Source organism: Bacillus sp. FSL R5-0560 (assembly GCF_037966305.1).
Lineage (GTDB): Bacteria > Bacillota > Bacilli > Bacillales > Bacillaceae > Bacillus > Bacillus mojavensis.
Genome location: NZ_CP150195.1, coordinates 3,589,972 through 3,615,877, shown reverse-complemented (window position 1 = coordinate 3,615,877; position 25,906 = coordinate 3,589,972). Strand labels below are relative to the sequence as shown.

Sequence of the window (25,906 nt, the reverse complement as noted above, 5' to 3'; positions counted from 1 at the left end):
TTTTGATGAAGCTTGTTATAATAACTAAGGAGAAGGTATAATGGAAGGAACGGTTCTCTAAAATAAAGACTTCATATAATTCCAAAGGAGACTTCTTTATGCTTGACGAACGCATGATTCGCATTGTTGTTGCGTTTATTGTCTCGCTGCTAACGGTTTTAATCATAACCCCAATCGTAAAAAGGATTGCGATTAAAATAGGTGCAGTTGATCAGCCCGGCAATCGAAAAGTACATGATAAAATCATGCCCCGAATGGGCGGGCTGGCCATATTTATCGGGGTGGTTACAGGCGTGCTTGTATCCGGTATATACACAGAAACAAGAATGACGGCTATCACAGTTGGGGCATTTATCATTATTGTGTTGGGAATCTTAGACGATAAATATCAATTAAGCGCAAAAGTTAAATTTATTATTCAATTAGCCGTGGCTATTATGATTGTTAGCACGGGTTTAAAAATGGACTTTTTCTCAGTACCTTTTTTAGCTGAACGGTTTGAATTGGGCTGGATGGCATATCCGCTGACTGTATTATGGATTGTCGGCATCACAAACGCGATGAACCTGATTGACGGATTAGACGGCCTTGCAGCAGGCCTTTCTGTTATTGGCCTGTCCACGATCGCAGTTATGGCGCTATCCGGCGGAAAAGTACTCATTCTGTCACTTTCATTGGTGGTTATCGCAAGTACGCTCGGATTTTTGTTCTACAATTTTCATCCGGCAAAAATCTTTATGGGGGATACGGGATCATTGTTTCTAGGGTATGTGATTTCTATTCTCTCATTGTTAGGGCTGTATAAAAGCGTAACATTGTTCAGTATTGTCATTCCGATTATTATATTAGGCGTGCCGATTTTTGACACAACATTTGCAATCATAAGACGGATACTAAACAAACAGCCGATTTCGGCGCCCGATAAATCACATATCCACCACAGGCTGATGGCCTTTGGCCTTTCACATCGGATGTCGGTCATTGTCATTTACCTGATTGGATTTATTTTCAGCATCAGTGCAATTGTGCTGAAAAGCGCTACAATTTGGCTTTCCCTGTTTATTATCTTTATCTTAATTATATTTATGCAAATAATAGCAGAAGTTACGGGACTCGTGAATGAACGTTTTAAGCCATTTACAAAATTCTATAAACGTCTTGTGAAAAGAAATTAAAAACTCCGGTTCTATGAGCCGGAGTTTTTTCTGCGCAAAAAAGCCCGGTCCGTTAAAGGACGGGCTTTTTTAAATTTAATATGATGAATCAGTTGTTGAATTTGTTGTGCCATTTGAGCTTGTGCTGCTGTCATTTGTGTAGCCGCTTCCGCTCGTATTGCCGTCTGTTGCCGTGCTAGAACTGTCAGAGCTGTCAGATGTTGAGCTATCGGTACTGGAGCTGCCAATGCTTGAACTGCTCGTATCAGGATCATAATCTAAATGCTCTTGAAGGGTTTTTCTGACGTTTTCCAGATTCGCAGCATCCGGTTCAAAATAATATGTTTTATTAGGCCCTAAATACAAATCAGAACCAGTAATTGACAGTGTATCGATTTTCTTGCTGGTAAAGCCGCTGTAAATCTGCTGTAGGGCTAAACCTTCAGTAATGCGAATATTGGTTTCAACGTTTTCACTGGCTGTCTCTGCGATTTTATCAATTTTTGCAATATTGCTTGCGCTGGACATCCGATCGATTAACGCGTTTAAAATTTGTTTCTGTCTGTCGTTACGGCCGAAGTCGCCGCGTTTATCCTGTTTTCTCATGCGGGCATACGCCAAGGCTTCTTCACCATTTAAATGCATCTCGCCTTTTTTGAAATAAATCCGTTTGCTTTCGTCCACATCACTTTTCTCATCAAAGTCGAAAGGTACATCTACATCAATACCGCCAACCTCATTAATAACATCTTTAAATCCGTCAAAATCGACTGTTACATATTTATCGATTGGTATTTGCAAGAATTGTTCAACAGTTTCAACAGTCTCATCTTTTCCGCCTTTGCTGTAAGCGGAATTGATCTTTGTTTTGATGCCGGTTGTGTCATTAGCTAATTGCACTCGTGTATCGCGCGGAATGCTAAGCATTTTCATGGTTTTATTTTTCGGGTCAAGGGTAACTACAATAAGAGAGTCCGATCTCCCTTTTTGCCCTTTTGTCGCGTAATCTTCAATTCCCATAAATAAAATAGAAAATGGTTTTTTCTTCATATCTACAACTTCATTGCGTAGATTTGATTTATCTCCGCGGGAAAGTGCATCGTATGAATCATCCGCAGCGTTAATGGTTTTATATAGTTTATATCCTCCGAGCCCTACAACTACCAATAATGCAAGGACGAACAACAACATAATCCTTTTTAAAATTTTTCTGCGTTTGCTCTTTTTCTTTTTGCGCACACGCACTCTAACGCGTTCAGTCATTATTCAGTCTCCTTTATGTGATTGACGGCTTTTTCAAGGTACGTCAACTCTCCCTCTGTAATATCACTTTTTCCATTTGTTAACTCTGTCATCCACTCAGAAAACGATTGTGTTTCTTTTTCTTCTACATATGCTTCGAATTCTACGTTTTCTGCATAATGGATTTCTTTTAATAGAAAAGGCGATTCCCTTAATTCATTTTCAATCTTGCCAAGCCAAGTATAATCTGCGGAAGTATGCATAACCCTCATAAGCTTCCGTTCTACGACACCTATATGGTTTAATCCTTCAGACACTGACTTCCCATAAGCGCGGATTAAACCGCCTGCTCCCAGCTTTATGCCGCCGAAGTAACGCGTGACGACTGCACAAGTATCCTTAAGTCTGCGTTTTTTTAACACCTCGAGCATAGGGACTCCTGCTGTGCCACTCGGTTCTCCGTCATCATTGGCTTTTTGGATATGATCGTTTTCGCCAATAACGTAAGCTGAGCAATTATGAGTTGCATTCCAGTGCTGTTTCTTTATTTTCTGTATAAATTCCTGTGCTTCTTGTTCGGAAGAAACACGGCTTAAATGACAGATAAAACGCGATTTTTCTATAACAATCTCGTGTTCTCCTGCTTCTTTCACAGTGAAATAGCTGTGCAGCATGCTAGCTGACCCCCCGCTAAGCATAAAAGACTGCCTATACAAATTCGTACAGTCTTTAGAATTTTTGTGCGTATTTTGTTATCATAAAGAGTAAGAAGGTACATAAAATTGTTTTTTTCTAGAATATACGCATTCTTTCATTATAATTCGACACAATTTGCAGATCAATTACATTTATAATAAAAATATATGACAACACCGTGACGGAGGGAAATTATGAATAAAATAAAGATGGATTCCAAAGTTCTGGATTCTATTTTGATGAAGATGCTGAAAACCGTTGACGGGAGCAAGGATGAGGTTTTTCAAATCGGGGAGCAGTCGCGCCAGCAGTATGAACAGCTGGTCGAAGAACTGAAACAAATTAAACAGCAGGTTTATGAAGTCATCGAGCTTGGTGATAAACTTGAAGTGCAAACCCGCCATGCACGAAACCGTTTATCCGAGGTCAGCCGCAATTTTCATAGATTCAGTGAAGAAGAAATCCGCAATGCTTATGAAAAAGCCCATAAGCTGCAAGTAGAACTGACGATGATCCAGCAGCGTGAAAAGCAATTGCGCGAACGCCGGGATGATTTGGAACGCAGACTGTTAGGCCTTCAGGAAATCATTGAACGCTCAGAATCACTAGTGAGCCAGATCACGGTCGTGCTGAACTATCTGAATCAGGATCTTCGTGAGGTTGGGCTGCTTCTTGCCGATGCGCAGGCAAAACAGGATTTTGGCCTGAGAATTATTGAAGCGCAGGAAGAAGAGAGAAAAAGAGTCTCAAGAGAAATTCATGATGGTCCTGCACAAATGCTGGCAAATGTTATGATGAGATCGGAATTAATTGAACGGATATTCCGAGACCGAGGCGCTGAGGACGGATTCCAGGAAATCAAAAATCTCCGCCAAAATGTGCGGAATGCCCTTTACGAAGTGAGACGGATTATATATGATTTAAGACCGATGGCCCTTGATGACCTAGGCCTGATTCCAACTTTGCGGAAATATCTATATACAACCGAAGAATATAACGGTAAGGTGAAAATACACTTTCAGTGCATCGGCGATACGGAGGAAAAACGACTCGCGCCTCAGTTTGAAGTTGCGCTCTTCAGACTCGCACAGGAAGCTGTGTCCAATGCGTTAAAGCATTCTGGATCTGAAGAAATTACAGTCAAAGTTGAGATTACAAAGGATTTTGTGATTTTAATGATAAAAGATAACGGCAAAGGATTTGACCTGAAGGAAGCGAAAGAGAAGAAAAACAAATCATTCGGCTTGCTTGGGATGAAAGAAAGAGTAGATTTATTGGAAGGAACCATAACGATAGATTCAAAAATAGGTCTTGGGACATTTATCATGATTAAGGTTCCGTTATCTCTTTGACTATGATTTGTAAAATAGAGCCAAAAGGCATATTGACCGAATACCAGAGTATATAGAACAATAATACAAGGAGGCGTGGCTTGTGACTAAAGTAAACATTGTTATTATCGACGACCATCAGTTATTTCGTGAAGGTGTGAAGCGGATATTGGATTTCGAACCTACCTTTGAAGTGGTAGCGGAAGGAGACGACGGAGATGAAGCGGCTCGTATCGTTGAGCACTATCATCCTGATGTCGTGATCATGGATATCAATATGCCGAACGTAAATGGCGTGGAAGCTACAAAGCAGCTTGTAGAGCTGTATCCTGAATCTAAAGTAATTATTCTATCGATTCACGATGACGAGAATTATGTAACACATGCCCTGAAAACAGGTGCAAGGGGTTATCTGCTGAAAGAGATGGATGCTGATACACTGATTGAAGCGGTTAAAGTAGTTGCCGAGGGCGGTTCTTACCTTCACCCGAAGGTTACTCACAACCTCGTAAACGAATTCCGCCGTCTTGCAACAAGCGGAGTTTCTGCTCATCCTCAGCATGAGGTCTATCCAGAGATTCGCAGACCATTACATATTTTAACAAGGCGGGAATGTGAAGTGCTGCAAATGCTTGCAGACGGAAAAAGCAACCGCGGAATCGGTGAATCATTGTTTATCAGTGAAAAAACTGTTAAAAACCATGTCAGCAATATCTTACAAAAAATGAATGTAAACGACCGGACGCAGGCCGTGGTGGTCGCCATTAAAAATGGTTGGGTAGAAATGAGATAGCATGAAACTGGACTTGCCTTTTTGAGGCAGGTCTTTTTTTAGGCTTCTGTTTCCCTTACAATAGAGTCATAAAGTGATAAGGCAGGTAACGAAGCTATGAATATTGCAGTAGTAACAGACAGCACGGCATATATTCCAAAAGAAATGCGTGAACAAAATCATATACACATGATTCCTCTCCAGGTTGTTTTTGGAGACGAAACGTATCATGAAGAAACAGAAATGGACTGGGAAAGCTTTTATCAAGAAGTGAAAAAACATACAGAGCTTCCGTCCACTTCTCAGCCTGCGATCGGCGAGCTGGTTGCTTTGTATGAAGAGCTCGGCAAGTCATATGATGCGGTGATCAGTATTCATCTTTCTAGCGGAATTAGCGGAACGTTCAGCAGTGCAGCTGCAGCGAATACAATGGTCGATAATATTGAAGTATACCCGTTTGACTCAGAGATCAGCTGTCTGGCTCAAGGTTTTTATGCTCTGAAAGCAGCCGACTTAATCAGAAATGGAGCGTCATCTCCGGAAGATATTATAAAAGAACTGGAGGAAATGAAAAAAACCGTTCGTGCATATTTTATGGTGGATGATTTAACTCATCTTCAGCGAGGCGGACGATTAAGCAGTGCTCAAGCCTTTATTGGGAGTCTTTTAAAGGTAAAGCCTATTCTGCATTTTGACAATAAGGTAATTGTGCCTTTTGAGAAGATCCGTACACGCAAAAAAGCAATTTCACGGATTTACGAGCTTTTAAATGAAGACGCGAGTAAGGGTATGCCGATGCAAGCTGCCGTTATTCATGCTAATCGAGAAGAAGAAGCATCGAAAATTATTGAAGAGCTCTCTGCAAAATATCCGCATGTTGAATTTCACAAAAGCTACTTTGGTGCTGTTATAGGCACTCATCTCGGTGAAGGTGCAATAGGAATCTGCTGGTGTTTTAAATAAATGATGAAATCTCCGTTTTAGTAGCGGGGATTTTTTTAAATTCTTTTTTTAGCTGTTAGACAGCATATTTTCATTCGGGCATAATGTCTTGCAAGGAGGCCGTACTATGCAGACTAAGACATCAGAATCGAACAGTCTATTCTCTAAAGAACTGCAGCAGCAGTTCCAGAGCCGTCATCTGCTTAGAACAGAAATCTCATTTTCTGACGAGATCATTGATTGGCATACCGAGCATGGTTATATATCTGCCGAGGAGTCATTATCAAAAAATAAACGGGGATATAGATGCAATAGATGCGGTCAAAATGATCAACAGTATTTTTCATCGTATCATTCATTTGGAAAAGATAAGGTTTACTGCCGCTCTTGTGTCATGATGGGCAGGGTGAGTGAGGATATTTCTTTATATTCTTGGAGTAAGGAGGCGGAGGCAAACTGGAAGCCTATAAAACTGACTTGGGATGGAAAGCTTTCAAGCGGACAGCAAAAGGCCGCTGACGTCTTAATTGAAGCAATTTCGAAGCAAGAAGAGCTCCTTATTTGGGCTGTTTGCGGCGCAGGTAAAACTGAATTATTATTCCCGGGTATAGAATTGGCATTAAATCTAAAACAGCGTGTTTGTATTGCGACCCCGCGCACCGATGTTGTATTAGAGCTTGCTCCGAGGCTGAAGGCTGCATTTCGAGGTGCTGATATTTCAGCTTTATACGGAGGAAGTGATGACAAAGGGCGTTTATCTCCGCTTATAATTTCCACAACCCATCAGCTTTTGCGTTATAAAGACGCATTCGACGTCATGATCGTTGATGAAGTGGATGCTTTTCCATATTCCGCTGATCAAACCCTTCAATTCGCTGTCCAAAAAGCGAGAAAGAAAAACAGCACTCTTGTTTATCTAAGTGCCACACCTCCTAAAGAATTAAAAAGAAAAACGTATAAAGGTGAGTTGAAGTCCGTTCGCATACCGGCCAGATACCATCGGAAACCGTTGCCTGAACCGCGCTTTCAATGGTGCGGAAACTGGAAAAAGAAATTAATCCGAAATAAGATCCCAAATGCGGTAAAAAGATGGATAGAGCAGCATGTAAAAGAAGGAAGGCCCGTTTTTTTATTTGTTCCTTCCATTTCTATACTGGAAAAGGCTGCTTCTTGTTTTAAAAATATGAATTATCGAACAGCGTCTGTACATGCGGAAGACAAGCTCAGAAAAGAAAAAGTGCAGCAATTTCGAGACGGTCAGTTTGATCTGTTAATCACAACAACAATATTAGAAAGAGGTGTCACAGTTCCTATGGTCCAAACAGGCATCTTAGGGGCAGAATCGCCCATCTTTACGGAAAGCGCGCTTGTGCAAATCGCGGGAAGGACAGGCCGGCATAAAGAACATGCAGACGGTGATGTCATTTATTTTCACTTCGGAAAAACAAAGAGTATGATAGAGGCAAGAAAACATATCAAAATAATGAATGAATTGGCTTTGAAAAATAAGTTGATAGACTAGTTAATATTTAAAAACATGATACAGTATACTCATATAACTAATGAGGAGCTGTAAAAATGCTTGTCAATTCAAAAGAGATTATGATGCAAGAACTTTTTGACCGATATATGGACCAGCTTCATATGACCTGCACTTGCCAAGTATGCAAAAATGATGTACTGGCACTTTCTTTAAACCAAGTAAGACCAGCTTACGTCACTGATGTAAAAAAGATTGCATATACGAAAGCTGAGCTGGTAGATAAACAAAAAAACACGGCGATGCTTGTGATATTGGCTGAAGCAGCTGCTGTGGTATCGGAGAATCCGAGTGATCAATGCGAAATGAGACAGGAGGAGGCTATAAAAAACTGATCTGTCTATTGTGCGATTCACAATTTTCTCAAGCTGTTTCATGGTGCTCACTATTTTTATTACAACCTGACGATAGGGTCTGCCAGTCCTGCAGAAATAAATTACAGATCATCAAAGGGGCCATCTGTCCGCTTTGCGGAAGACCTCAAACCGTTCATGAAGTGTGTGAGGATTGTGAGGCATGGAAATCAAGAATAGATGACGGCTTAAGGCTCAGCCAGAACCGTTCTGTTTACTTATATAATGACATGATGAAAGAAACGCTTGCCCGTATGAAATTTAGGGGAGATGCAGAGATAATAAGCGCTTTTAAAAATGACTTTTCCTCTGAATTCTCTGCTGTCTATCCAGATAAACGCCTTGTGCTCGTTCCCATTCCGTTAAGTGAAGAACGGAAAGCAGAACGCGGCTTTAACCAGTCACAAATGCTTGCTGAATGCTTAAACCGGCCCATCCTCAATCCTCTCATCCGCCTGAACAATGAAAAGCAGTCTAAGAAAAAGAAAACGGAACGCCTGCTTTCAGAGCATGTTTTTGAAACAAAAAACAGCTCGGTTGAGGGTATGGATATCGTTTTAATCGACGATCTTTATACCACAGGCGCCACTTTACACTATGCTGCCCGCTGTTTATTGGAGCAAGGCAAAGCTGGTTCAGTGTCATCTTTTACCTTAGTGAGAAGCTAAATGATTCAATTTTTGTGCCGATATAATGTCTAGAAATTACTGCAGGCATATTAATGAATAAGGAGTAAAAATAATGGGTGAACTGGCGAATTGTCCGAAATGCAATGCTCTATTTTTAAAAACAAAGCTGCAAACCGTGTGTCAGGCGTGTATTAAGGAAGAAGAAAAATCATTTGAGACTGTATATAAATTTTTAAGGAAACAGGAAAACAGGCAATCAACGCTTAGCCGTATAACTGAGGAAACTGGTGTGGAGGAAGAGCTGATTTTAAAATTCATCAGGCAAAAACGAATTCAAATCACTCATCTGCCGAATTTGGCATACCCTTGCGAAAGGTGCGGGACATCGATTAGGGAAGGCAAGTTCTGCAAGGCTTGCCAGTCTGATATAAAGGGACAAATAGATCATCTGAACCAAGAATCCGCATTGAAAACAGAGCGAGAAAATAGTAAAAAAGACACATACTATGCCTATAATACCAAAAACAGCTGATTCCCTAAACTAACTGAAAACGCAGTCGATAAAAGGGTTAAGATTGTTTAAAGACTGCAACGGAAAGCGAGAGGAATCCTATGAAAATCAATCAATTTGGAACACAATCCGTTAATCCATACCAAAAAAATTACGAAAAGCAAGCAGTGCAAAAAAATGCTGCACAGCCTAAAGATAAAATCGAAATTTCATCGCAGGCTAAAGAGCTGCAAAATGCATCCGACGCAGTCACTGGTTCACGCCAAGAAAAAATCGCGCAGCTAAAAGCGCAAATTGAAAACGGGTCATACAAAATAGACGCAAATCATATAGCAAAAAACATGATTAATTTTTATAAAAAGCAGTAAAAAAGGAGAAAGCCATGTCAGCAAAGCCAATTATTGAACAATTGAAGCGACTTTGCGTTCTGCATGAGCATCTGCTCACGCTGTCTGAGGAAAAAACGGAAGCGCTCAAAGCCGGCAAAACAAAAGAGCTTTCTAACATTTTGACAAAAGAACAAAAATACATTCAAGCAATCGAACAGACAGAAGATGACCGGATTAAAGCGGCTTCCGCTTTTCTTGGATACAGCGAAAATAACACTATTTCTGCTTGTATCGCCAAAACGTCAGGCAGTGAAAAGGAAGAGCTTGAACTTTTGTTCGAATCTCTTACTAAAGTTCTCGGGCGTCTAAAAGAAGTGAATAAGCTGAATAGACAGCTGACAAGAGATGCACTGCAATTCATCTCTATTTCGTACGATATGCTGGTTCCTAAGGATAATAACTTTAATTACAGCAAACAGATTAAAGCTGAGTTTCCGAAGAGCAGCCGGCTGAAACTGTTCGATTCAAAAGCATAGCGGAAAGGAATTCAGAATATGACATCTACCTTTATGGGGCTTGAAACTGCAAGGAGGGCGTTAAGCGCTCAGCAGGCAGCGTTAAGCACTACTGCAAATAACGTGGCAAATGCAAACACCGATGGTTACACAAGACAGCGGGTGTCATTAGAGGCAACCGATTATTTCCCTGCTGTATCAAAAAATGCAGAAAAAACTGCGGGACAAATGGGAACAGGCGTTCAAGGGAAGTCAGTTGAGAGAATAAGAGATATTTTTCTTGACTACCAATACCGTCTCCAAAACAGCAGTTCTGGATATTATGACACGAAGGCTAAAGCCCTGTCCCAAATGGAAGGGATTATGAATGAGACTGGTGGCAGCGGATTAAACAGTGTGCTAAATTCATTTTGGAATTCTCTGCAAGAACTATCCAATAATGCAAATGAGGACAGTGCGCGTTCTGTTGTCTCTCAAAAAGGACAGGCTGTTGCTGATACGTTTAATCATATTTCTGAGTCCCTTACAAAAGTTCAATCGAATTTAAAAGCAGAACTAGATACTAGTGTACTAGATGTTAATTCACTGCTATCTCAATTAAACAGTCTCAATAAGCAAATTGCACAGGTAGAACCAGTCGGTCTGCTTCCGAATGGTTTATACGATCAACGTGATTTGCTGATTGATAAATTATCTTCAATTGTTGATGTCAAAGTGAGCTACAACAAATCAGGCGGGAATGCGCTTGCTTCTTCGGAAGGAACTGTATCGATCGAAATCCTGGATAAAAATAAACAGTCGCTGGGAACTGTTCTGGACGGAAAAAATTATGAGGTTTCAGAGCTGAAAGCTAACTATGATAATGAAACGGGCTTAGTGACAAGTATTTCAATTGGAGACACTGCTGTTCAAGCTGAGTCGTTCAGCAGCAATGGATCACTGTTAGGATTTATACAGTCTTATGGATATGTCACGGCAGACGGCAAAGAAAAGGGCATATATCCGGAGATGCTTTCTGATCTTGATCATATGGCGCTCGAATTTGCAAAAGCTTTCAATAAAGTACACCGAAATGGTCTGACAGAGAGCGGTGAAAAAGGCGGGGACTTTTTTGATTTTACCGGGGGTGAAACTGAGCCGGCAAAAGGCGCAGCAGGTAAGATTAAAGTCACTGACAGCATAAAAGATTCAAAAGGCGCGAATATCGCTTTCTCACTTACTGGAGCAGCAAACGATAATTCAAACGCAACGAATTTAGCAAATGTGTTAACTGGGGACATCACTATTAACGGAAAAGAAACGAGTGTGCTAGATTATTATGCTGGTCTCATTGGCGAGTTGGGGATCAAAGCTCAAGAGGCGAATCGGCTGGCATCTAATACAGAAACACAGCTGAATGATGCAGACATAAACCGTCAGCAGATGAGCGCTGTTTCTTTAGATGAAGAAATGACCAATATGATTCAATTCCAACACGCATACAATGCTGCTGCAAGAATGGTAACGTTACAAGACGAAATACTCGACAAAGTGATCAATGGCATGGGTGTCGGAGGAAGGTAGGTAGATCAAATGAGAGTAACACAAGGGATGATTCAGCAAAACTCATTGAGATATATCGGTTCAAGCTACTCAAAGCTGGATAAACTTCAATCACAGATTTCTTCCGGAAAAAAAATCTCAAAAGCTTCCGATGATCCAGTAGTAGCTATGAAAAGTTTAAAGTACAATACGCAATTATCTCAAGTTCAGCAATACCAAAGTAATGCTTCTCAAGCCTTTACTTGGCTTGAAAACACAGAAACAAACATTACTGAAGGAATTGACATTATGTCAAAGGTCAGAGAGTTAGCTGTTCAAGCTCAGAATGACACAAATGGTGAAGCAGAATTGCAAGCAATTGGTGTAGAAGTAAAACAATTAAAAGAGCAGCTTTTAAATATTGCTAATACACAAGTGAACGGCAGATATATCTTCAATGGCACTAATTCAGATACACCCCCAGTTAAAGACAACGGCGACGGAACTTATACGATTTCTGATACCGCTGACGTTATTGTCAATATATCGGATAATATGTCATTAAAGGTGAACTCAGATCCGAAGGCAGCCTTTGGCGGTACTTCTGGAAGCGGACAAAATGTGTTTGAAATGCTTAATTCATTTGAGACAGCACTTAATTCAGGCTCTTTGGACGATGTGGACAGCGTTTTAGATGATATTGATCAATTTTCTGACGGTATGAGTGCAGAACGATCTGATATTGGAGCGAGATATAATCGTCTTGAACTGATTAATACAAGACTTTCAGCTCAAGAAGAAACAGCTACAAAAGTGTTGTCAGACAATGAAGATGTAGAACTGGAAGAAATAATAACTGAATTTATTGCGCAGCAAAGCGTGCACAGGGCTACTCTGGCTGTAAATGCGCAAATTGTTCAGCCTACATTGATCGACTTTTTAAAGTAAGCGGCTCTCAGGAGTTCGCTTTTTTTATAGTTTAGGAGGTAGAGTGATGCAAATTCCCAGATTGATTATGCATAGTGTTCAAGGGAAAATTGGTTTAACAACGACGCCTGCCAGCTTAAAAATGGAGCAGCCGCAAGCCGACTTGGAAATTGAACAGCCAAGCGCGGAAATGGAAATATCGGTGACCCCGGGAAAACTCACGATTGACCAGACGCAAGCATGGGAAGAATTAGACAGAAAGCATATATCCAAAAGAATCGAAGAAGCTGCCCAACAAGGGCATGAGGATGTAATGGAGGGGATAGCCCGTACCGCAGAAGAAGGCGACGAGCTTATGAGAATTGAAAATAAGGGGAACCCAATCGCTTCACAAGCAAAGAGGAACTCTGAGATGCACCAAATTCAATTAGGCGAACATTATGCTCCTTCTCTTTCAAGGGTGAAAATACAATATACTCCGTCACAGCTTAATGTTCAGATTACGCCGCGAAAGCCTGTTATTCAGGCTGAACCGCATAAGCCGATTGTTGAATATATGCCGGGAAACGTTAAGGTTGACATGCTCCAATACCCTGATTTAAATATAGATGTAGAATACCCGGAAAAATCACTAGAAAAGTAAAAAGAAAAGGATCGTGAACAATGATCATTCATACTAAGTACCATGGCCAAATGAACGTGAAAGAAGAACAAATCATTCTTTTTGAAAACGGGATTCCAGGTTTTGTTGAAGAAAAACAGTTCGTCATTCTTCCGCTTTCAGAAGACTCTCCATTCGTGGCGCTGCAGTCCGTCACTTCAGAGAATCTTGCGTTCATCGTTGTAAGTCCGTTTATCTTTTTTAAGAATTATGAATTTGACCTTGATGAATCAACTGCTGAACTTTTGGATATCGATAATATTGAAGACGTAGAAGTCATGACATTATTGACCATGGAAGAGCCATTCGAAAAAACTACTGCTAATTTATTGGCTCCTATTATTGTGAATCGCAAGAACATGCTGGCTAAGCAAGTCGTTTTACACGACTCCCCATATACGACAAAGCATCCGATTGGAGGAGAATCATGCTAGTTTTATCGCGGAAATTAAACGAAGCGATTCAAATAGGTGCTGATATTGAAGTGAAAGTCATTGCGGTTGAGGGTGACCAAGTGAAGCTGGGAATTGACGCCCCAAAGCATATTGATATTCACAGGAAAGAAATATATTTGACCATTCAGGAAGAAAATAATCGAGCGGCAGCGTTATCCAGCGATGTGATCTCCGCATTATCCTCACAAAAAAAGTGAGGATTTTTTTATTTTGGTATTAACAAAATCAGAGACAATCCGATATTAATGATGTAGCCAGGAGGAGGCGCAAGAGACTCCGCTAGCTATAAAAAATGAGGCACAAGGACGTGCCTAAATACACATTCAGGGAGGAACAAAACAATGAGAATTAACCACAATATCGCAGCACTTAACACACTGAACCGTTTAGGTTCAAACAACGGGGCAGCACAAAAGAACATGGAGAAACTTTCTTCAGGTCTTCGTATCAACCGTGCGGGAGATGACGCAGCTGGTCTTGCGATCTCTGAAAAAATGAGAGGGCAAATCAGAGGTCTTGAAATGGCTTCTAAAAACTCTCAAGACGGAATCTCTCTTATCCAAACAGCTGAGGGTGCATTAACTGAAACTCATGCAATCCTTCAACGTATGCGTGAACTTACTGTTCAAGCAGGAAACACAGGCACACAACAAGAAGAAGATCTTGGTGCAATTAAAGATGAAATGGATGCACTTATCTCTGAAATTGACGGTATTTCAAACCGTACTGAATTTAACGGTAAAAAATTGTTAGATGGATCTTCTGCTACTGATGGTTTCACATTCCAAATTGGTGCGAATGCTGGCCAACAACTTAATGTTAAAATTGACAGCATGTCAGCAACTGCTTTAGGAGTAAACACTCTTGATGTAACAGATTTCGCTGCTACTCCTTTTGATACTCAACTTCAAAGTATTGATACTGCAATCAATAAGGTATCAACTCAGCGTGCTAAACTTGGTGCGGTACAAAACCGTCTTGAGCATACAATCAACAACTTAGGCGCTTCTGGTGAAAACCTGACAGCTGCTGAGTCTCGTATCCGTGACGTTGACATGGCTAAAGAGATGAGCGAGTTCACAAAGAACAACATTCTTTCTCAAGCTTCTCAAGCGATGCTTGCTCAAGCGAACCAACAGCCTCAAAACGTACTTCAATTGTTACGTTAATTTTGAAAAAGACCTTGGCGTTTGCCGGGGTCTTTTTTTATATTCCTAACTCCATATCTTTCCCCTTACTGTCTATAACCCGTGATATAATAATCGAATTCTCCACTATCTTATAAATGTATTTCCAAACAAGAATTTTAAAACAGATGAGTTTTTTTCCATAAATATGTGTAATCTTATCTCGACTTAGTCGATATAAACGATAGATTGGGACATAGGGGATGATCAATTGAATATTGAAAGGCTCACTACGTTACAACCCGTTTGGGATCGTTATGATACTCAAATACATAACCAGAAAGATCATGAGAGTGAGGTTCCTGTTCATCAAGTTTCATATACCAATCTTGCTGAAATGGTAGGGGAGATGAACAACCTTTTGGAACCGTCGCAAGTTCACCTGAAGTTTGAGCTCCATGAGAAGTTAAATGAATACTATGTAAAAGTAATAGAGGACTCTACAAATGAAGTCATCCGCGAAATTCCGCCGAAACGGTGGCTTGATTTTTATGCGGCTATGACTGAATTTCTTGGGTTATTTGTAGATGAAAAAAAGTAGATTAGGAGTGGTTTGGAATGGTCACGAGAATAACAGGTTTGGCGTCAGGAATGGATATAGATGATATCGTATCAAAGCTGATGCAGACAGAAAGAGCGCCGCTTGATAAGCTGACACAAAAAAAGCAGACGCTTGAATGGCAGCGTGATAGCTATCGTGAAGTCAACTCAAAAATAAAAGAACTACAAGATTATATGTCTAAAAATACGTTGACATATCCGAGCACGTATCAGAGCAAAACTGTGACCAGCTCCAATGAGTCTGTGTTAACTGCTACAGGAAGCGCAAGTGCGCCAAACTCTTCTTCTACTGTTGAAGTAGCGAGTTTGGCAACTGCAGCAACGTATAAGGCAAATAATTATACGGGATACACACAAGGCGATTATAATTTGGCATTTAACGTTGTGGCGCCTGGCGAGACAACGGCAAAAACAGTGAACATCAGTGTGACGAGCGCCGATACGATTGATAATGTGATTTCTAAACTTAACAGCTCAGATCTAGGAGTATCAGCATTTAAAGATAAAATATGGAATGGTACAGAGTATGTAGAAACGATTGCGTTTTCTTCTAAAGCAACAGGTGCAGGAGGCAGCATACAGGCAGCAGACTCTGCTACATCCGACTTTATGTCCGGTCAGCTTGGTTTTTCGTTAGACGCTGATAATAAGCTCACTGCTTACAAAGAAGGAACAAATGCAAAGGTCACAATTAATGGCTTTGAAATGGAGAAGCTGACAAACAACTTTACGGTTAATGGCGTTACCTACTCGATCAAAAATACAACTGCAGCCACAGGCCCTGTTACCACATCTGTTTCTACTGACGTTGACGGGATTTATAACCAAATTAAAGAGTTTGTAGATAAATACAATGAATTGGTTGACAGCCTGAATGAAAAGCTCAAGGAAGAAAAATTCAGAGACTATACTCCGCTGACGAGTGAACAAAAAGAAGCAATGTCTGATAAAGAGGTAGAACTCTGGGAGAAGAAGGCAAAAAGCGGTTTGTTGAGAAATGATTCCAGCATCAGCACCGGCACGAACCAAATGCGGACTGACTTTTATACTCAAGTTAATGCAGATGGGAAAACCTATCAATTAACTGAATTTGGCATCACAACCTCAAGTGCTTATCAATTGCGGGGCCATTTAGAGATTAATGAAGACAAACTGAAAGCAAAAATACAAGAAGATCCGCAAAGTGTTGCCGCCTTATTTACAAACGGAACGAACAGCAGTGCCTATAGTGATAAAGGGATTATGAAACGTATCGGCGACACACTGAGAAGTACAGTGAAAAGCATTGAAGCAAAAGCCGGCAATTCAACAATGGGAGCAAGCGACTATTCAATTGGGAAGAATTTGCGTTCCATCAGTACTGAAATCAGCGATATGCAGGACCGATTGAACACAGTAGAAAACCGTTATTATAAAAAATTCAGTGCAATGGATTCAGCAATTCAAAAAATGAACGAACAAGCGTCCTATTTATCACAGCTTCTTGTACAATAAATGTAATTTGGAGGATGACACATGGCGATCCAAAATCCTTATGCAGCTTATCAGCAAAGTTCAGTGAATACCGCTACGCCCGGTGAACTGACGCTTATGCTGTATAATGGCTGTCTGAAATTTATAAAACTTGCATGCCAGGCCATTGAGAATAATGATATAGAACGTAAAAATGAAAATCTGATTAAAGCGCAAAATATCATTCAGGAATTAAATGGCACGCTTAACCGTAACATAGAGCTTTCCGGTTCAATGGGTGCGATGTACGATTATATTTACCGAAGACTGGTAGAGGCAAATATAAAAAGTGACAAGAGCATACTGGAAGAAGTTGAGGGGTATGTGACAGATTTTCGAGATGCATGGAAGCAGGCCATTCAAATCGAACGAAAGGACCGGCATGGGTCAGGCGGAATTGCATGAAACAAATAGATCAATTATCAATTGAAACGAAAAGTATGCTGTCACATATACAGAACACACCAGAGAGCGATGAACTTTTAAAGCAAATTGAGGACTTTGTGGCAAAACGGAATGAACTCATTGAGGACATCTCTTTGCCGCTCTCGGAAGAAGAAAAGAAGCAAATGAAACTCGTGCTGACATGGGATCAGCTTATTGTGAAGGAAATGGAAAGACTGAAGCAGTCAATCGCAGCAGAACTTCAGCAGGTGAAAAGAAAACGCGCGATGCATACGACGTATTTAAACCCTTATAACAACATCACAATTGACGGCAGATATTATGACAAGCGTAAATAGGTGAGTGCCTTGAAGAGCATTGAAGATTATACGCTTTTATCAGCTTATTATCATCTTCTTTTTACAATTGAGGAAGGGCTGTGCTATTTGATAGAGGCGGAACAGAATTTATCAAAAACAGAAGGGGATCGGATCTACCAAGATCTGATCCAAGCCTTTTTTTATTTGGATTCCACCCATTCAACTCTTCTTTTCGTGATGAACACGCGGTGCGCAGAAGTATGCGTTAAGGCTTTTGACGAGATTTTTGCAGAATTTGATCAATTGGTTTCTTTCTCATTCCCCTCTCATGAATTTTGCGAGTATTTAAAAGGACATTTTCTGAATCATTATAGGAAATGGATGCTGTCCATTCATCGATGTATGGAGCCCTTTGTGATCAATTGACTTTGTGTAAGGCATTTTTTCTTATTACCAGCATATACATATACCTCCCGTCACCATAGGAGCATCAGCATAAATCGGCACAATTCGACAGAGTTCACTGAATTTTCACAAAAGGTTTACGTTTCAGCAGGAATTGTAAAGGGTAAAGGAGAAATAGATACATATCCTTAATAAAAGGGAGGCGTTCTTTGATGAACTATAACATCAGAGGAGAAAATATTGAGGTGACATCCGCGTTAAAGGATCATGTCGAGAAGAAGATCGGCAAGCTGGAGCGTTATTTTGAGCAAAGTGTAAATGCCGATGTGAACGTCAACTTGAAGTTTTACAATGACAAGGAGTCTAAGGTTGAGGTTACGATTCCAATGACAGATCTGGCGCTTCGGTCTGAAGTGCATAACGAGGATATGTACAATGCAATTGATCTCGCTACAAACAAGCTGGAACGTCAAATCCGTAAGCATAAAACAAAAGTAAACCGCAAATTCCGTGAGCAGGGTCTTCCGAAATCTGCATTGGCAAACGGTCTCGGCTCTGATACAGATATAGCGGTTCAGGACGAAATAGAAGAGGATGAAAGCTTAGAAATCGTCCGTCAGAAGCGCTTTAATTTAAAGCCGATGGATAATGAAGAAGCAATCCTACAAATGAATATGCTCGGCCATAATTTCTTTGTTTTCACAAATGCGGAAACAAACCTTACAAACGTCGTGTATCGCAGAAATGACGGGAAATATGGCCTGATTGAACCGACTGAATAATGAAGAGCAGCCTTCCGTGATTTTCACGGAAGGTTTTTGTTTTTTCTTATTTGCAAATTCTTTGGAAATTAGAGAAGGTATGATATGATAATGAGAGGTATACATGGACTAGTAAATTATTTATACATGCTTGTCAAACAGGCATGTGATGATAGAGGAGCGTTATAAATGCTTGGAATTTTAAATAAAATGTTTGATCCAACAAAACGTACGCTGAATAGATACGAAAAAATAGCTAACGATATTGATGCGATTCGGGGAGACTATGAAAATCTCTCTGATGATGCGCTAAAAAATAAAACAATTGAATTTAAAGAGCGTCTTGAAAAAGGGGCGACAACTGATGATCTTCTTGTTGAAGCATTCGCAGTTGTTCGGGAAGCTTCTCGCCGCGTAACCGGCATGTTCCCGTTTAAAGTCCAGCTTATGGGGGGCGTTGCTCTTCATGACGGGAATATCGCCGAAATGAAAACAGGGGAAGGTAAAACATTAACGTCTACTCTGCCTGTTTATTTAAATGCCTTATCTGGAAAAGGCGTGCACGTCGTGACAGTCAATGAATACTTGGCGAGCCGTGACGCAGAGCAAATGGGGAAAATTTTCGAGTTTCTCGGTTTAACTGTCGGACTGAATTTGAACTCAATGTCAAAAGATGAAAAACGGGAAGCTTATGCGGCTGACATCACTTATTCTACAAACAACGAGCTTGGCTTCGACTATTTGCGTGACAACATGGTTCTTTATAAAGAGCAAATGGTGCAGCGTCCGCTTCATTTTGCGGTAATTGATGAAGTCGATTCTATTTTGATTGATGAAGCGAGAACACCGCTTATCATTTCAGGACAAGCTGCAAAATCGACAAAACTGTACGTGCAGGCAAATGCTTTTGTACGCACGTTAAAAGCAGAGAAAGACTATACGTATGATGTGAAAACAAAGGGTGTACAGCTCACTGAAGAAGGAATGACAAAGGCTGAAAAAGCGTTCGGCATCGACAACCTGTTTGATGTGAAAAATGTGGCGCTCAACCACCATATCAACCAGTCCTTAAAAGCGCACGTTGCCATGCAGAAGGACGTTGATTACGTAGTAGAAGACGGTCAGGTTGTCATCGTTGACTCCTTTACGGGACGTTTAATGAAAGGCCGCCGTTACAGCGAAGGGCTTCACCAGGCGATCGAAGCGAAGGAAGGGCTTGAAATTCAAAATGAGAGCATGACCTTGGCGACGATTACGTTCCAAAACTACTTCCGGATGTATGAAAAGCTTGCCGGTATGACGGGGACGGCTAAAACAGAGGAAGAGGAATTCCGTAACATCTACAACATGCAGGTTGTGACGATTCCGACAAACCAGCCGGTTGTTCGTGATGACCGTCCTGATTTAATTTACCGTTCAATGGAAGGGAAGTTTAAAGCGGTCGCAGAAGATGTTGCCCAGCGTTATATGACAGGACAGCCTGTTCTTGTCGGTACAGTTGCGGTCGAAACGTCTGAATTGATTTCAAAGCTGCTCAAAAACAAAGGTATCCCGCATCAGGTATTAAACGCCAAAAACCATGAACGAGAAGCGCAAATCATTGAAGAGGCCGGCCAAAAAGGCGCTGTGACGATTGCGACAAACATGGCGGGCCGTGGAACAGACATTAAGCTTGGCGAAGGAGTAAAAGAGCTTGGCGGACTTGCCGTTGTCGGAACGGAACGCCATGAATCACGCCGGATTGATAATCAGCTGCGAGGACGTTCAGGACGTCAGGGAGACCCGGGGATCACGCAATTTTATCTTTCTATGGAAGATGAATTGATGCGCAGATTTGGTGCTGAGCGGACAATGGCAATGCTTGACCGCTTTGGTATGGATGACTCAACTCCGATTCAAAGCAAAATGGTATCCCGCGCGGTTGAATCATCCCAAAAACGCGTGGAAGGAAATAACTTCGATTCACGTAAACAGCTTCTCCAATATGATGATGTTCTCCGCCAGCAGCGTGAGGTTATCTATAAGCAGCGTTTCGAAGTCATCGACTCTGAAAACCTGCGTGAAATCGTAGAAAATATGATCAAGTCTTCTCTCGAGCGGGCAATTGCGGCCTATACGCCTAGAGAAGAGCTTCCTGAGGAATGGAAGCTTGACGGTCTTGTTGAGCTTGTTAACACGGCTTACCTTGACGAAGGCGCGCTTGAAAAGAGCGACATCTTCGGCAAAGAGCCGGATGAAATGCTTGAGCTCATTATGGATCGCATCAAGACCAAATATAATGACAAAGAAGAAAAATTCGGCGAAGAACAAATGCGAGAATTCGAGAAAGTGATCGTGCTTCGCGCCGTCGATTCAAAATGGATGGATCATATTGACGCAATGGATCAGCTACGCCAAGGGATTCACCTTCGTGCTTACGCGCAAACAAATCCGCTGCGTGAGTATCAAATGGAAGGCTTTGCGATGTTTGAGCATATGATTGAATCCATCGAAGACGAGGTTGCCAAATTTGTGATGAAGGCTGAGATTGAAAATAATCTGGAGCGTGAAGAGGTTGTACAAGGCCAAACCACGGCTCATCAGCCGCAAGAAGGCGATGAAAACAAAAAAGCAAAGAAAGCGCCGGTTCGTAAAGTGGTTGATATCGGCCGAAATGCGCCATGCCACTGCGGAAGCGGAAAAAAATATAAAAATTGCTGCGGCCGGACTGAATAGTTCGTTCGGGCAAGCTTGCTGACCGCGGCGCTTCGAGCGCCCGCGGATCTTTTAATGAGGTGAATGGAATGGAATTATCAGAAATTAGAGTTGAGCTCGAAAATATGGCTTCTCGTTTAGCGGACTTTAGGGGGTCTCTTTGACCTCGAATCAAAGGAGACCCGCATTGCTGAGCTAGATGAGCAAATGGCTGATCCGGAATTTTGGAATGATCAGCAAAAAGCCCAAACGGTCATCAATGAAGCAAATGGTTTAAAGGATTATGTCAATTCCTATAAAAAATTGAATGAATCCCATGAAGAACTGCAAATGACTCATGACCTTCTGAAAGAAGAGCCGGATCAAGATCTCCAGCTTGAGCTTGAGAAAGAATTAAAGGCATTAACGAAGGAGTTCAATGAGTTTGAGCTTCAGCTTCTTCTCAGTGAGCCGTATGATAAAAACAATGCAATTTTGGAGCTGCATCCGGGTGCAGGCGGTACTGAGTCACAGGATTGGGGCTCTATGCTTCTCAGAATGTACACCAGATGGGCTGAGCGCCGCGGCTTTAAAGTGGAAACGCTCGATTACCTTCCTGGTGATGAAGCCGGTATTAAGTCAGTCACATTACTGATTAAAGGGCACAACGCTTATGGATACATCAAGGCGGAAAAAGGCGTGCATCGTCTCGTGCGGATTTCTCCGTTTGACTCATCAGGCCGCCGTCACACTTCATTCGTATCTTGTGAAGTTATGCCTGAATTCAACGATGAGATCGATATTGATATCCGTACGGAGGATATTAAAGTTGATACGTACCGTGCAAGCGGAGCAGGCGGACAGCACGTCAACACGACAGACTCAGCAGTTCGGATTACTCACTTGCCGACAAACGTGGTTGTGACATGCCAAACAGAACGTTCACAAATTAAAAACCGTGAAAGAGCAATGAAAATGCTGAAGGCAAAGCTGTATCAGCGCAGGATTGAAGAACAGCAGGCAGAGCTGGATGAAATTCGCGGTGAGCAAAAAGAAATCGGCTGGGGCAGCCAAATCCGCTCTTACGTTTTCCATCCGTATTCCATGGTAAAAGACCATCGGACCAATACAGAAATGGGTAACGTTCAAGCCGTAATGGACGGAGATATTGACGTATTTATTGACGCATACCTGCGTTCTAAACTTTCATAAGCGGGAAACACACCTGGTGTCTGCAGGTGTGTTTTTTTATTGCCTGCATATCCTTGCTTTCGCTGCTGCTTTAGCATATTACCACTGTATTTGGGTGTTATTTACATCTGATCGGGGAAGGATTAAAATGCTATCGGAGAGCATAGGAAGAAACGGAGGAAGGTTGTAATGATGGATGTACGGAATAAAAGTCTTCGGATTATACGGGATTATGTATACATATTGATAGGGGCAGCAATTACAGCAGTGTCCTTTAATGTATTTCTGCTTCCAAACAAAATAGCCGCAGGCGGTGTCAGCGGGATTAGTACCATTTTACAGTCATATGGTTTTGAAGCGGCCTATGTGCAGTGGATCATTAATATTCCCTTATTCATTGCCGGTATCATTTTGCTTGGCGGTAAATTTGGACTCAAGACACTTGCGGGTTCTGTCTTCTTGCCGCTTGTCGTGTTTTTGACGAGAGATATTCAGCCGGCTACACATCATGAGCTTCTGGCGGCGATTTTTGGCGGCGTCGGCATCGGGATTGGAATCGGCATTGTGTACTTAGGCAAAGGATCGACGGGAGGAACGGCATTAGCCGCTCAAATCATTCATAAATACACGGGTCTGTCATTAGGGACGTGTCTCGCGATCATTGACGGTTTGATTGTTGTTACGGCGATGATCGTATTTAATATAGAGCAGGGACTGTATGCCATGCTTGGGGTGTATGTATCAAGTAAAACCATTGATGTCGTCCAAGTCGGCTTCAACCGCTCTAAAATGGCGCTTATCATTACAAAACAAGAACAGGCCGTAAAGGAAGCTGTTTTTAAAAAAATTGACAGAGGCGTTACAAAAATTTCTGCAGTCGGCGGATATACTGACGACGAACGACCAATTTTAATGTGCGTGGTTGGCCAAACTGAATTCACGAAATTGAAACAAATCGTCAAACAGATTGATGAGACTGCTTTTGTGATTGTAGCAGATGCAAGCGAGGTGCTGGGCGAGGGTTTCAAACGCGCTTAAACGAGGTTATAATATGGAAGAGATCGTAAAGGAGTTGTGCTTCTCAACATGAAATCAAAACTATCGATACTAATGCTTGTATTTGCAATTTCAGCCCTGCTGGCTGCCTGCGGTTCTAACGATGCAAAAGAAGAGAAGACAGACAACAGCAGCAAAACAGAAGCTACTGCTTCTGAAGGGGAAGAATTATATCAGCAGAGCTGTGTAGGCTGCCACGGCAAGGATTTAGAAGGTGTGTCAGGACCTAATCTCCAGGAGGTTGGGGGCAAATACGACGAAGAAAAAATTGAAAGCATTATTAAAAACGGACGGGGCAATATGCCGAAGGGGCTTGTAGATGATAAGGAAGCCGCTTCTATTGCAAAATGGCTCTCAGAGAAAAAGTAATATCAGAAAATCTTTGCCGCGACTTGGGCAAGGATTTTTTTATGCTGAATTAAGATGAATGAAAAGAAACTGTAATAGTATTATGTCTAAATTTGACGTATAATGAAGTGTGTTGAAAATCAAACTTTCAGATTTTTCATCTTTTTACAAATGAATGGGTCATAAACTGTCGAATGCTTTCGAAGAGTATGACCGTGCGACATAAAATGATATAAAAGATTAGGTGATTTCATGATAGAAATGAAAGAAGTATACAAAGCCTATCCTAACGGTGTAAAGGCGCTAAACGGGATTTCAGTTACTATTCATCCCGGAGAGTTTGTTTATGTTGTCGGACCGAGCGGAGCGGGTAAATCTACTTTTATTAAAATGATATACAGAGAAGAAAAGCCGACAAAAGGGCAAATTTTACTCAATCATAAAGATCTCGCTTCGGTTAAAGAAAAAGAGATTCCTTTCGTGCGGCGTAAAATAGGTGTTGTATTCCAGGACTTTAAGCTTCTCCCGAAACTGACTGTGTTTGAGAATGTGGCTTTTGCCCTTGAAGTGATTGGAGAACAGCCGTCTGTCATTAAAAAACGGGTGCTTGAAGTGCTTGATTTGGTGCAGCTGAAGCATAAAGCGAGACAATTCCCTGACCAGCTTTCAGGCGGGGAGCAGCAGCGTGTCTCTATAGCCAGATCAATTGTGAACAGTCCTGATGTTGTCATTGCTGATGAACCTACGGGAAACCTTGATCCTGATACGTCTTGGGAAGTCATGAAGACGCTGGAGGAGATTAATAACCGCGGAACAACAGTCGTAATGGCGACACATAATAAAGAAATCGTAAACACCATTAAGAAACGTGTCATTGCAATCGAAGATGGTATCATTGTGCGTGATGAGTCAAGAGGGGAGTATGGTTCTTATGATTAAAATTCTCGGGCGCCATTTGCGTGAGAGTTTTAAATCTCTCGGGAGAAACACATGGATGACGTTCGCATCCATTAGTGCAGTAACCGTTACGCTGATTTTAGTCGGCGTGTTTTTAGTAATTATGCTGAATTTAAATAACATGGCTACGAATGCTGAAAAAGAAGTCGAAATCAAGGTATTGGTTGATCTGACTGCAGATAAGAAGGCACAGGACAAGCTGCAGGATGAGATAAAAGGCCTGAACGGCATTCAAAGTGTCACTTTTTCATCTAAAGAAAAAGAGCTTGACCAGTTAGTTGACAGTTTTGGGGACAGCGGAAAATCCCTGACAATGCAGGATCAGGAAAACCCGCTGAATGATGCGTTTGTCGTGAAAACGACCGATCCGCATGATACGCCAAGTGTCGCGAAAAAGATTGAAAAAATGGATCATGTTTATAAAGTTACTTACGGAAAAGAAGAGGTCAGCCGTTTGTTTAAAGTAGTCGGCGTTTCCCGCAACATCGGAATCGCGTTAATTATCGGCCTATTGTTTACGGCGATGTTCTTAATTTCCAACACCATCAAAATTACGATTTTTGCAAGAAGAAAAGAAATTGAAATCATGAAGCTTGTTGGTGCGACGAACTGGTTTATCCGCTGGCCGTTTTTCCTTGAAGGATTGCTGCTGGGTGTATTCGGTTCAGTCATTCCGATCGCGCTTGTATTGAGCACTTATCAATATGTTATCGGATGGGTCGTTCCGAAGGTTCAAGGCTCATTTGTCTCTCTTCTTCCATATAATCCGTTTGTATTCCAAGTCTCGCTTGTATTGATTGCAATCGGCGCAGTGATTGGAGTATGGGGAAGTTTGACTTCCATCCGCAAGTTTTTGCGAGTATAAACACAAAAAAGCCATCCCGGTTGCGGGACGGCTTTTTTCTTTTGCCTTCTTTTTCTTCTATGATTACATGAAATCTCCATCCTTTACATATACTATCTCTAGGTTTTG

Annotated in this window: 30 protein-coding genes; 28 read left to right on the top strand and 2 right to left on the bottom strand. The window is 41.5% G+C overall.

Annotated elements, in window-relative coordinates; genetic code table 11:
• The first annotated feature begins 98 nt into the window (after window positions 1–98).
• Entirely contained in the window at window positions 99–1,175 is a 1,077-nt protein-coding gene (locus NST56_RS18965; protein WP_010332075.1) for an MraY family glycosyltransferase, read from the top strand.
• A 75-nt stretch (window positions 1,176–1,250) separates the two neighbouring features.
• On the opposite strand, the gene NST56_RS18960 is transcribed toward NST56_RS18965, so the two are convergent.
• Entirely contained in the window at window positions 1,251–2,417 is a 1,167-nt protein-coding gene (locus NST56_RS18960) for an LCP family protein (RefSeq protein ID WP_339178461.1), read from the bottom strand.
• On the bottom strand, window positions 2,417–3,070 hold the full coding sequence (locus tag NST56_RS18955; protein WP_010332073.1) for a YigZ family protein: 654 nt from the start codon (window positions 3,068–3,070) through the stop codon (window positions 2,417–2,419). The genes NST56_RS18960 and NST56_RS18955 overlap by 1 nt, the downstream gene beginning before the upstream one ends.
• Before the next feature lie 216 nt (window positions 3,071–3,286).
• Here NST56_RS18955 and degS point away from each other — a divergent pair, with 216 nt between their 5' ends.
• The 27 genes from degS to ftsX all read left to right on the top strand — a co-directional run bounded on the left by degS (window position 3,287) and on the right by ftsX (window position 25,798).
• Complete coding sequence (gene degS, locus NST56_RS18950) at window positions 3,287–4,444, top strand: two-component sensor histidine kinase DegS (RefSeq protein ID WP_010332072.1); 1,158 nt, start codon at window positions 3,287–3,289, stop codon at window positions 4,442–4,444.
• A gap of 82 nt (window positions 4,445–4,526) precedes the next feature.
• Window positions 4,527–5,216 carry a two-component system response regulator DegU gene (gene degU, locus NST56_RS18945; RefSeq protein ID WP_003219701.1) on the top strand — a complete coding sequence of 230 codons (690 nt, stop codon included), beginning with the start codon at window positions 4,527–4,529 and terminating at the stop codon, window positions 5,214–5,216.
• Window positions 5,217–5,312: 96 nt separating this feature from the next.
• Window positions 5,313–6,158: a DegV family protein gene (locus tag NST56_RS18940; protein ID WP_286059607.1), complete on the top strand. Its 846-nt coding sequence runs from the start codon at window positions 5,313–5,315 to the stop codon at window positions 6,156–6,158.
• Between the two features lie 106 nt (window positions 6,159–6,264).
• A complete protein-coding gene (gene comFA / locus NST56_RS18935) occupies window positions 6,265–7,659 on the top strand; it encodes an ATP-dependent helicase ComFA (RefSeq protein WP_339178454.1) in 1,395 nt (464 codons plus the stop codon).
• A 56-nt stretch (window positions 7,660–7,715) separates the two neighbouring features.
• On the top strand, window positions 7,716–8,012 hold the full coding sequence (locus tag NST56_RS18930; protein ID WP_229149470.1) for a late competence development ComFB family protein: 297 nt from the start codon (window positions 7,716–7,718) through the stop codon (window positions 8,010–8,012).
• Window positions 7,976–8,698 (top strand): double zinc ribbon domain-containing protein, encoded by a 723-nt coding sequence (locus tag NST56_RS18925; protein ID WP_339178451.1) that lies wholly within the window; start codon window positions 7,976–7,978, stop codon window positions 8,696–8,698. Before NST56_RS18930 ends, NST56_RS18925 begins: the two co-directional genes overlap by 37 nt.
• Window positions 8,699–8,771: 73 nt before the next feature.
• On the top strand, window positions 8,772–9,191 hold the full coding sequence (locus NST56_RS18920; protein WP_198098075.1) for a TIGR03826 family flagellar region protein: 420 nt from the start codon (window positions 8,772–8,774) through the stop codon (window positions 9,189–9,191).
• A gap of 80 nt (window positions 9,192–9,271) precedes the next feature.
• A complete protein-coding gene (gene flgM / locus NST56_RS18915; protein ID WP_010332065.1) occupies window positions 9,272–9,538 on the top strand; it encodes a flagellar biosynthesis anti-sigma factor FlgM in 267 nt (88 codons plus the stop codon).
• Between the two features lie 14 nt (window positions 9,539–9,552).
• The gene (gene flgN / locus NST56_RS18910) at window positions 9,553–10,035 is read left to right on the top strand and encodes a flagellar protein FlgN (RefSeq protein WP_339178446.1); all 483 of its coding nucleotides are present in this window, start codon (window positions 9,553–9,555) and stop codon (window positions 10,033–10,035) included.
• A gap of 18 nt (window positions 10,036–10,053) precedes the next feature.
• Entirely contained in the window at window positions 10,054–11,577 is a 1,524-nt protein-coding gene (flgK, locus tag NST56_RS18905) for a flagellar hook-associated protein FlgK (protein WP_339178443.1), read from the top strand.
• 9 nt (window positions 11,578–11,586) lie between these two features.
• A complete protein-coding gene (gene flgL, locus NST56_RS18900; protein WP_010332062.1) occupies window positions 11,587–12,483 on the top strand; it encodes a flagellar hook-associated protein FlgL in 897 nt (298 codons plus the stop codon).
• A gap of 46 nt (window positions 12,484–12,529) precedes the next feature.
• The gene (locus NST56_RS18895) at window positions 12,530–13,105 is read left to right on the top strand and encodes a DUF6470 family protein (protein WP_326331983.1); all 576 of its coding nucleotides are present in this window, start codon (window positions 12,530–12,532) and stop codon (window positions 13,103–13,105) included.
• 20 nt (window positions 13,106–13,125) lie between these two features.
• A complete protein-coding gene (gene fliW / locus NST56_RS18890; RefSeq protein WP_095712914.1) occupies window positions 13,126–13,557 on the top strand; it encodes a flagellar assembly protein FliW in 432 nt (143 codons plus the stop codon).
• Entirely contained in the window at window positions 13,551–13,775 is a 225-nt protein-coding gene (gene csrA / locus NST56_RS18885) for a carbon storage regulator CsrA (RefSeq protein WP_095712915.1), read from the top strand. Before fliW ends, csrA begins: the two co-directional genes overlap by 7 nt.
• 144 nt (window positions 13,776–13,919) lie before the next feature.
• Window positions 13,920–14,747, top strand: coding sequence for a flagellin Hag (hag, locus tag NST56_RS18880; protein WP_095712916.1), 828 nt, complete (start codon window positions 13,920–13,922; stop codon window positions 14,745–14,747).
• 229 nt (window positions 14,748–14,976) lie between these two features.
• Window positions 14,977–15,306 carry a flagellar protein FlaG gene (gene flaG, locus NST56_RS18875; protein ID WP_010332057.1) on the top strand — a complete coding sequence of 110 codons (330 nt, stop codon included), beginning with the start codon at window positions 14,977–14,979 and terminating at the stop codon, window positions 15,304–15,306.
• A 17-nt stretch (window positions 15,307–15,323) separates the two neighbouring features.
• Window positions 15,324–16,820, top strand: a complete 1,497-nt coding sequence (locus tag NST56_RS18870) for a flagellar hook-associated protein 2 (protein WP_326331474.1) — start codon at window positions 15,324–15,326, stop codon at window positions 16,818–16,820.
• A gap of 21 nt (window positions 16,821–16,841) precedes the next feature.
• Window positions 16,842–17,243 (top strand): flagellar export chaperone FliS, encoded by a 402-nt coding sequence (gene fliS / locus NST56_RS18865; protein WP_010332055.1) that lies wholly within the window; start codon window positions 16,842–16,844, stop codon window positions 17,241–17,243.
• Window positions 17,240–17,581, top strand: a complete 342-nt coding sequence (locus tag NST56_RS18860; protein WP_106021960.1) for a flagellar protein FliT — start codon at window positions 17,240–17,242, stop codon at window positions 17,579–17,581. Before fliS ends, NST56_RS18860 begins: the two co-directional genes overlap by 4 nt.
• A 9-nt stretch (window positions 17,582–17,590) precedes the next feature.
• A complete protein-coding gene (locus NST56_RS18855) occupies window positions 17,591–17,968 on the top strand; it encodes a hypothetical protein (RefSeq protein WP_010332053.1) in 378 nt (125 codons plus the stop codon).
• A gap of 191 nt (window positions 17,969–18,159) precedes the next feature.
• Entirely contained in the window at window positions 18,160–18,729 is a 570-nt protein-coding gene (gene raiA / locus NST56_RS18850; RefSeq protein WP_010332052.1) for a ribosome-associated translation inhibitor RaiA, read from the top strand.
• 168 nt (window positions 18,730–18,897) lie between these two features.
• Window positions 18,898–21,423, top strand: a complete 2,526-nt coding sequence (gene secA / locus NST56_RS18845; protein ID WP_010332051.1) for a preprotein translocase subunit SecA — start codon at window positions 18,898–18,900, stop codon at window positions 21,421–21,423.
• 68 nt (window positions 21,424–21,491) lie between these two features.
• Window positions 21,492–22,593, top strand: a protein-coding gene (prfB, locus tag NST56_RS18840; RefSeq protein WP_099043490.1) for a peptide chain release factor 2 whose coding sequence is annotated in 2 segments (ribosomal slippage) — window positions 21,492–21,563 and window positions 21,565–22,593 — 1,101 coding nt in all. Because the reading frame shifts where the segments join, the coding sequence is not laid out codon by codon here.
• 171 nt (window positions 22,594–22,764) lie between these two features.
• Window positions 22,765–23,610: a YitT family protein gene (locus NST56_RS18835; RefSeq protein WP_010332049.1), complete on the top strand. Its 846-nt coding sequence runs from the start codon at window positions 22,765–22,767 to the stop codon at window positions 23,608–23,610.
• Between the two features lie 48 nt (window positions 23,611–23,658).
• The gene (gene cccB, locus NST56_RS18830; protein ID WP_010332048.1) at window positions 23,659–23,997 is read left to right on the top strand and encodes a cytochrome c551; all 339 of its coding nucleotides are present in this window, start codon (window positions 23,659–23,661) and stop codon (window positions 23,995–23,997) included.
• A 231-nt stretch (window positions 23,998–24,228) separates the two neighbouring features.
• Complete coding sequence (gene ftsE / locus NST56_RS18825) at window positions 24,229–24,915, top strand: cell division ATP-binding protein FtsE (RefSeq protein ID WP_010332047.1); 687 nt, start codon at window positions 24,229–24,231, stop codon at window positions 24,913–24,915.
• Window positions 24,908–25,798 carry a permease-like cell division protein FtsX gene (ftsX, locus tag NST56_RS18820; protein ID WP_168748860.1) on the top strand — a complete coding sequence of 297 codons (891 nt, stop codon included), beginning with the start codon at window positions 24,908–24,910 and terminating at the stop codon, window positions 25,796–25,798. The genes ftsE and ftsX overlap by 8 nt, the downstream gene beginning before the upstream one ends.
• Window positions 25,799–25,906 lie beyond the last annotated feature (108 nt).

Excerpts from the sequence above, each read along its gene's own strand:
- NST56_RS18925 (WP_339178451.1), top strand. The coding sequence starts at position 7,976 with ATGCGAAATGAGACAGGAGGAGGCTATAAAAAACTGATCTGTCTATTG.
- NST56_RS18835 (WP_010332049.1), top strand. The coding sequence starts at position 22,765 with ATGGATGTACGGAATAAAAGTCTTCGGATTATACGGGATTATGTATAC.
- NST56_RS18895 (WP_326331983.1), top strand. The coding sequence starts at position 12,530 with ATGCAAATTCCCAGATTGATTATGCATAGTGTTCAAGGGAAAATTGGT.
- ftsX (WP_168748860.1), top strand. The coding sequence starts at position 24,908 with ATGATTAAAATTCTCGGGCGCCATTTGCGTGAGAGTTTTAAATCTCTC.
- NST56_RS18870 (WP_326331474.1), top strand. The coding sequence starts at position 15,324 with ATGGTCACGAGAATAACAGGTTTGGCGTCAGGAATGGATATAGATGAT.
- flgM (WP_010332065.1), top strand. The coding sequence starts at position 9,272 with ATGAAAATCAATCAATTTGGAACACAATCCGTTAATCCATACCAAAAA.
- cccB (WP_010332048.1), top strand. The coding sequence starts at position 23,659 with ATGAAATCAAAACTATCGATACTAATGCTTGTATTTGCAATTTCAGCC.
- fliS (WP_010332055.1), top strand. The coding sequence starts at position 16,842 with ATGGCGATCCAAAATCCTTATGCAGCTTATCAGCAAAGTTCAGTGAAT.
- flgL (WP_010332062.1), top strand. The coding sequence starts at position 11,587 with ATGAGAGTAACACAAGGGATGATTCAGCAAAACTCATTGAGATATATC.
- NST56_RS18955 (WP_010332073.1), bottom strand. The coding sequence starts at position 3,070 with ATGCTGCACAGCTATTTCACTGTGAAAGAAGCAGGAGAACACGAGATT.
- flgK (WP_339178443.1), top strand. The coding sequence starts at position 10,054 with ATGACATCTACCTTTATGGGGCTTGAAACTGCAAGGAGGGCGTTAAGC.
- secA (WP_010332051.1), top strand. The coding sequence starts at position 18,898 with ATGCTTGGAATTTTAAATAAAATGTTTGATCCAACAAAACGTACGCTG.
- raiA (WP_010332052.1), top strand. The coding sequence starts at position 18,160 with ATGAACTATAACATCAGAGGAGAAAATATTGAGGTGACATCCGCGTTA.
- NST56_RS18860 (WP_106021960.1), top strand. The coding sequence starts at position 17,240 with ATGAAACAAATAGATCAATTATCAATTGAAACGAAAAGTATGCTGTCA.
- NST56_RS18930 (WP_229149470.1), top strand. The coding sequence starts at position 7,716 with ATGCTTGTCAATTCAAAAGAGATTATGATGCAAGAACTTTTTGACCGA.
- NST56_RS18920 (WP_198098075.1), top strand. The coding sequence starts at position 8,772 with ATGGGTGAACTGGCGAATTGTCCGAAATGCAATGCTCTATTTTTAAAA.
- csrA (WP_095712915.1), top strand. The coding sequence starts at position 13,551 with ATGCTAGTTTTATCGCGGAAATTAAACGAAGCGATTCAAATAGGTGCT.
- NST56_RS18940 (WP_286059607.1), top strand. The coding sequence starts at position 5,313 with ATGAATATTGCAGTAGTAACAGACAGCACGGCATATATTCCAAAAGAA.
- fliW (WP_095712914.1), top strand. The coding sequence starts at position 13,126 with ATGATCATTCATACTAAGTACCATGGCCAAATGAACGTGAAAGAAGAA.
- hag (WP_095712916.1), top strand. The coding sequence starts at position 13,920 with ATGAGAATTAACCACAATATCGCAGCACTTAACACACTGAACCGTTTA.
- flgN (WP_339178446.1), top strand. The coding sequence starts at position 9,553 with ATGTCAGCAAAGCCAATTATTGAACAATTGAAGCGACTTTGCGTTCTG.
- NST56_RS18960 (WP_339178461.1), bottom strand. The coding sequence starts at position 2,417 with ATGACTGAACGCGTTAGAGTGCGTGTGCGCAAAAAGAAAAAGAGCAAA.
- ftsE (WP_010332047.1), top strand. The coding sequence starts at position 24,229 with ATGATAGAAATGAAAGAAGTATACAAAGCCTATCCTAACGGTGTAAAG.
- comFA (WP_339178454.1), top strand. The coding sequence starts at position 6,265 with ATGCAGACTAAGACATCAGAATCGAACAGTCTATTCTCTAAAGAACTG.
- NST56_RS18965 (WP_010332075.1), top strand. The coding sequence starts at position 99 with ATGCTTGACGAACGCATGATTCGCATTGTTGTTGCGTTTATTGTCTCG.
- degS (WP_010332072.1), top strand. The coding sequence starts at position 3,287 with ATGAATAAAATAAAGATGGATTCCAAAGTTCTGGATTCTATTTTGATG.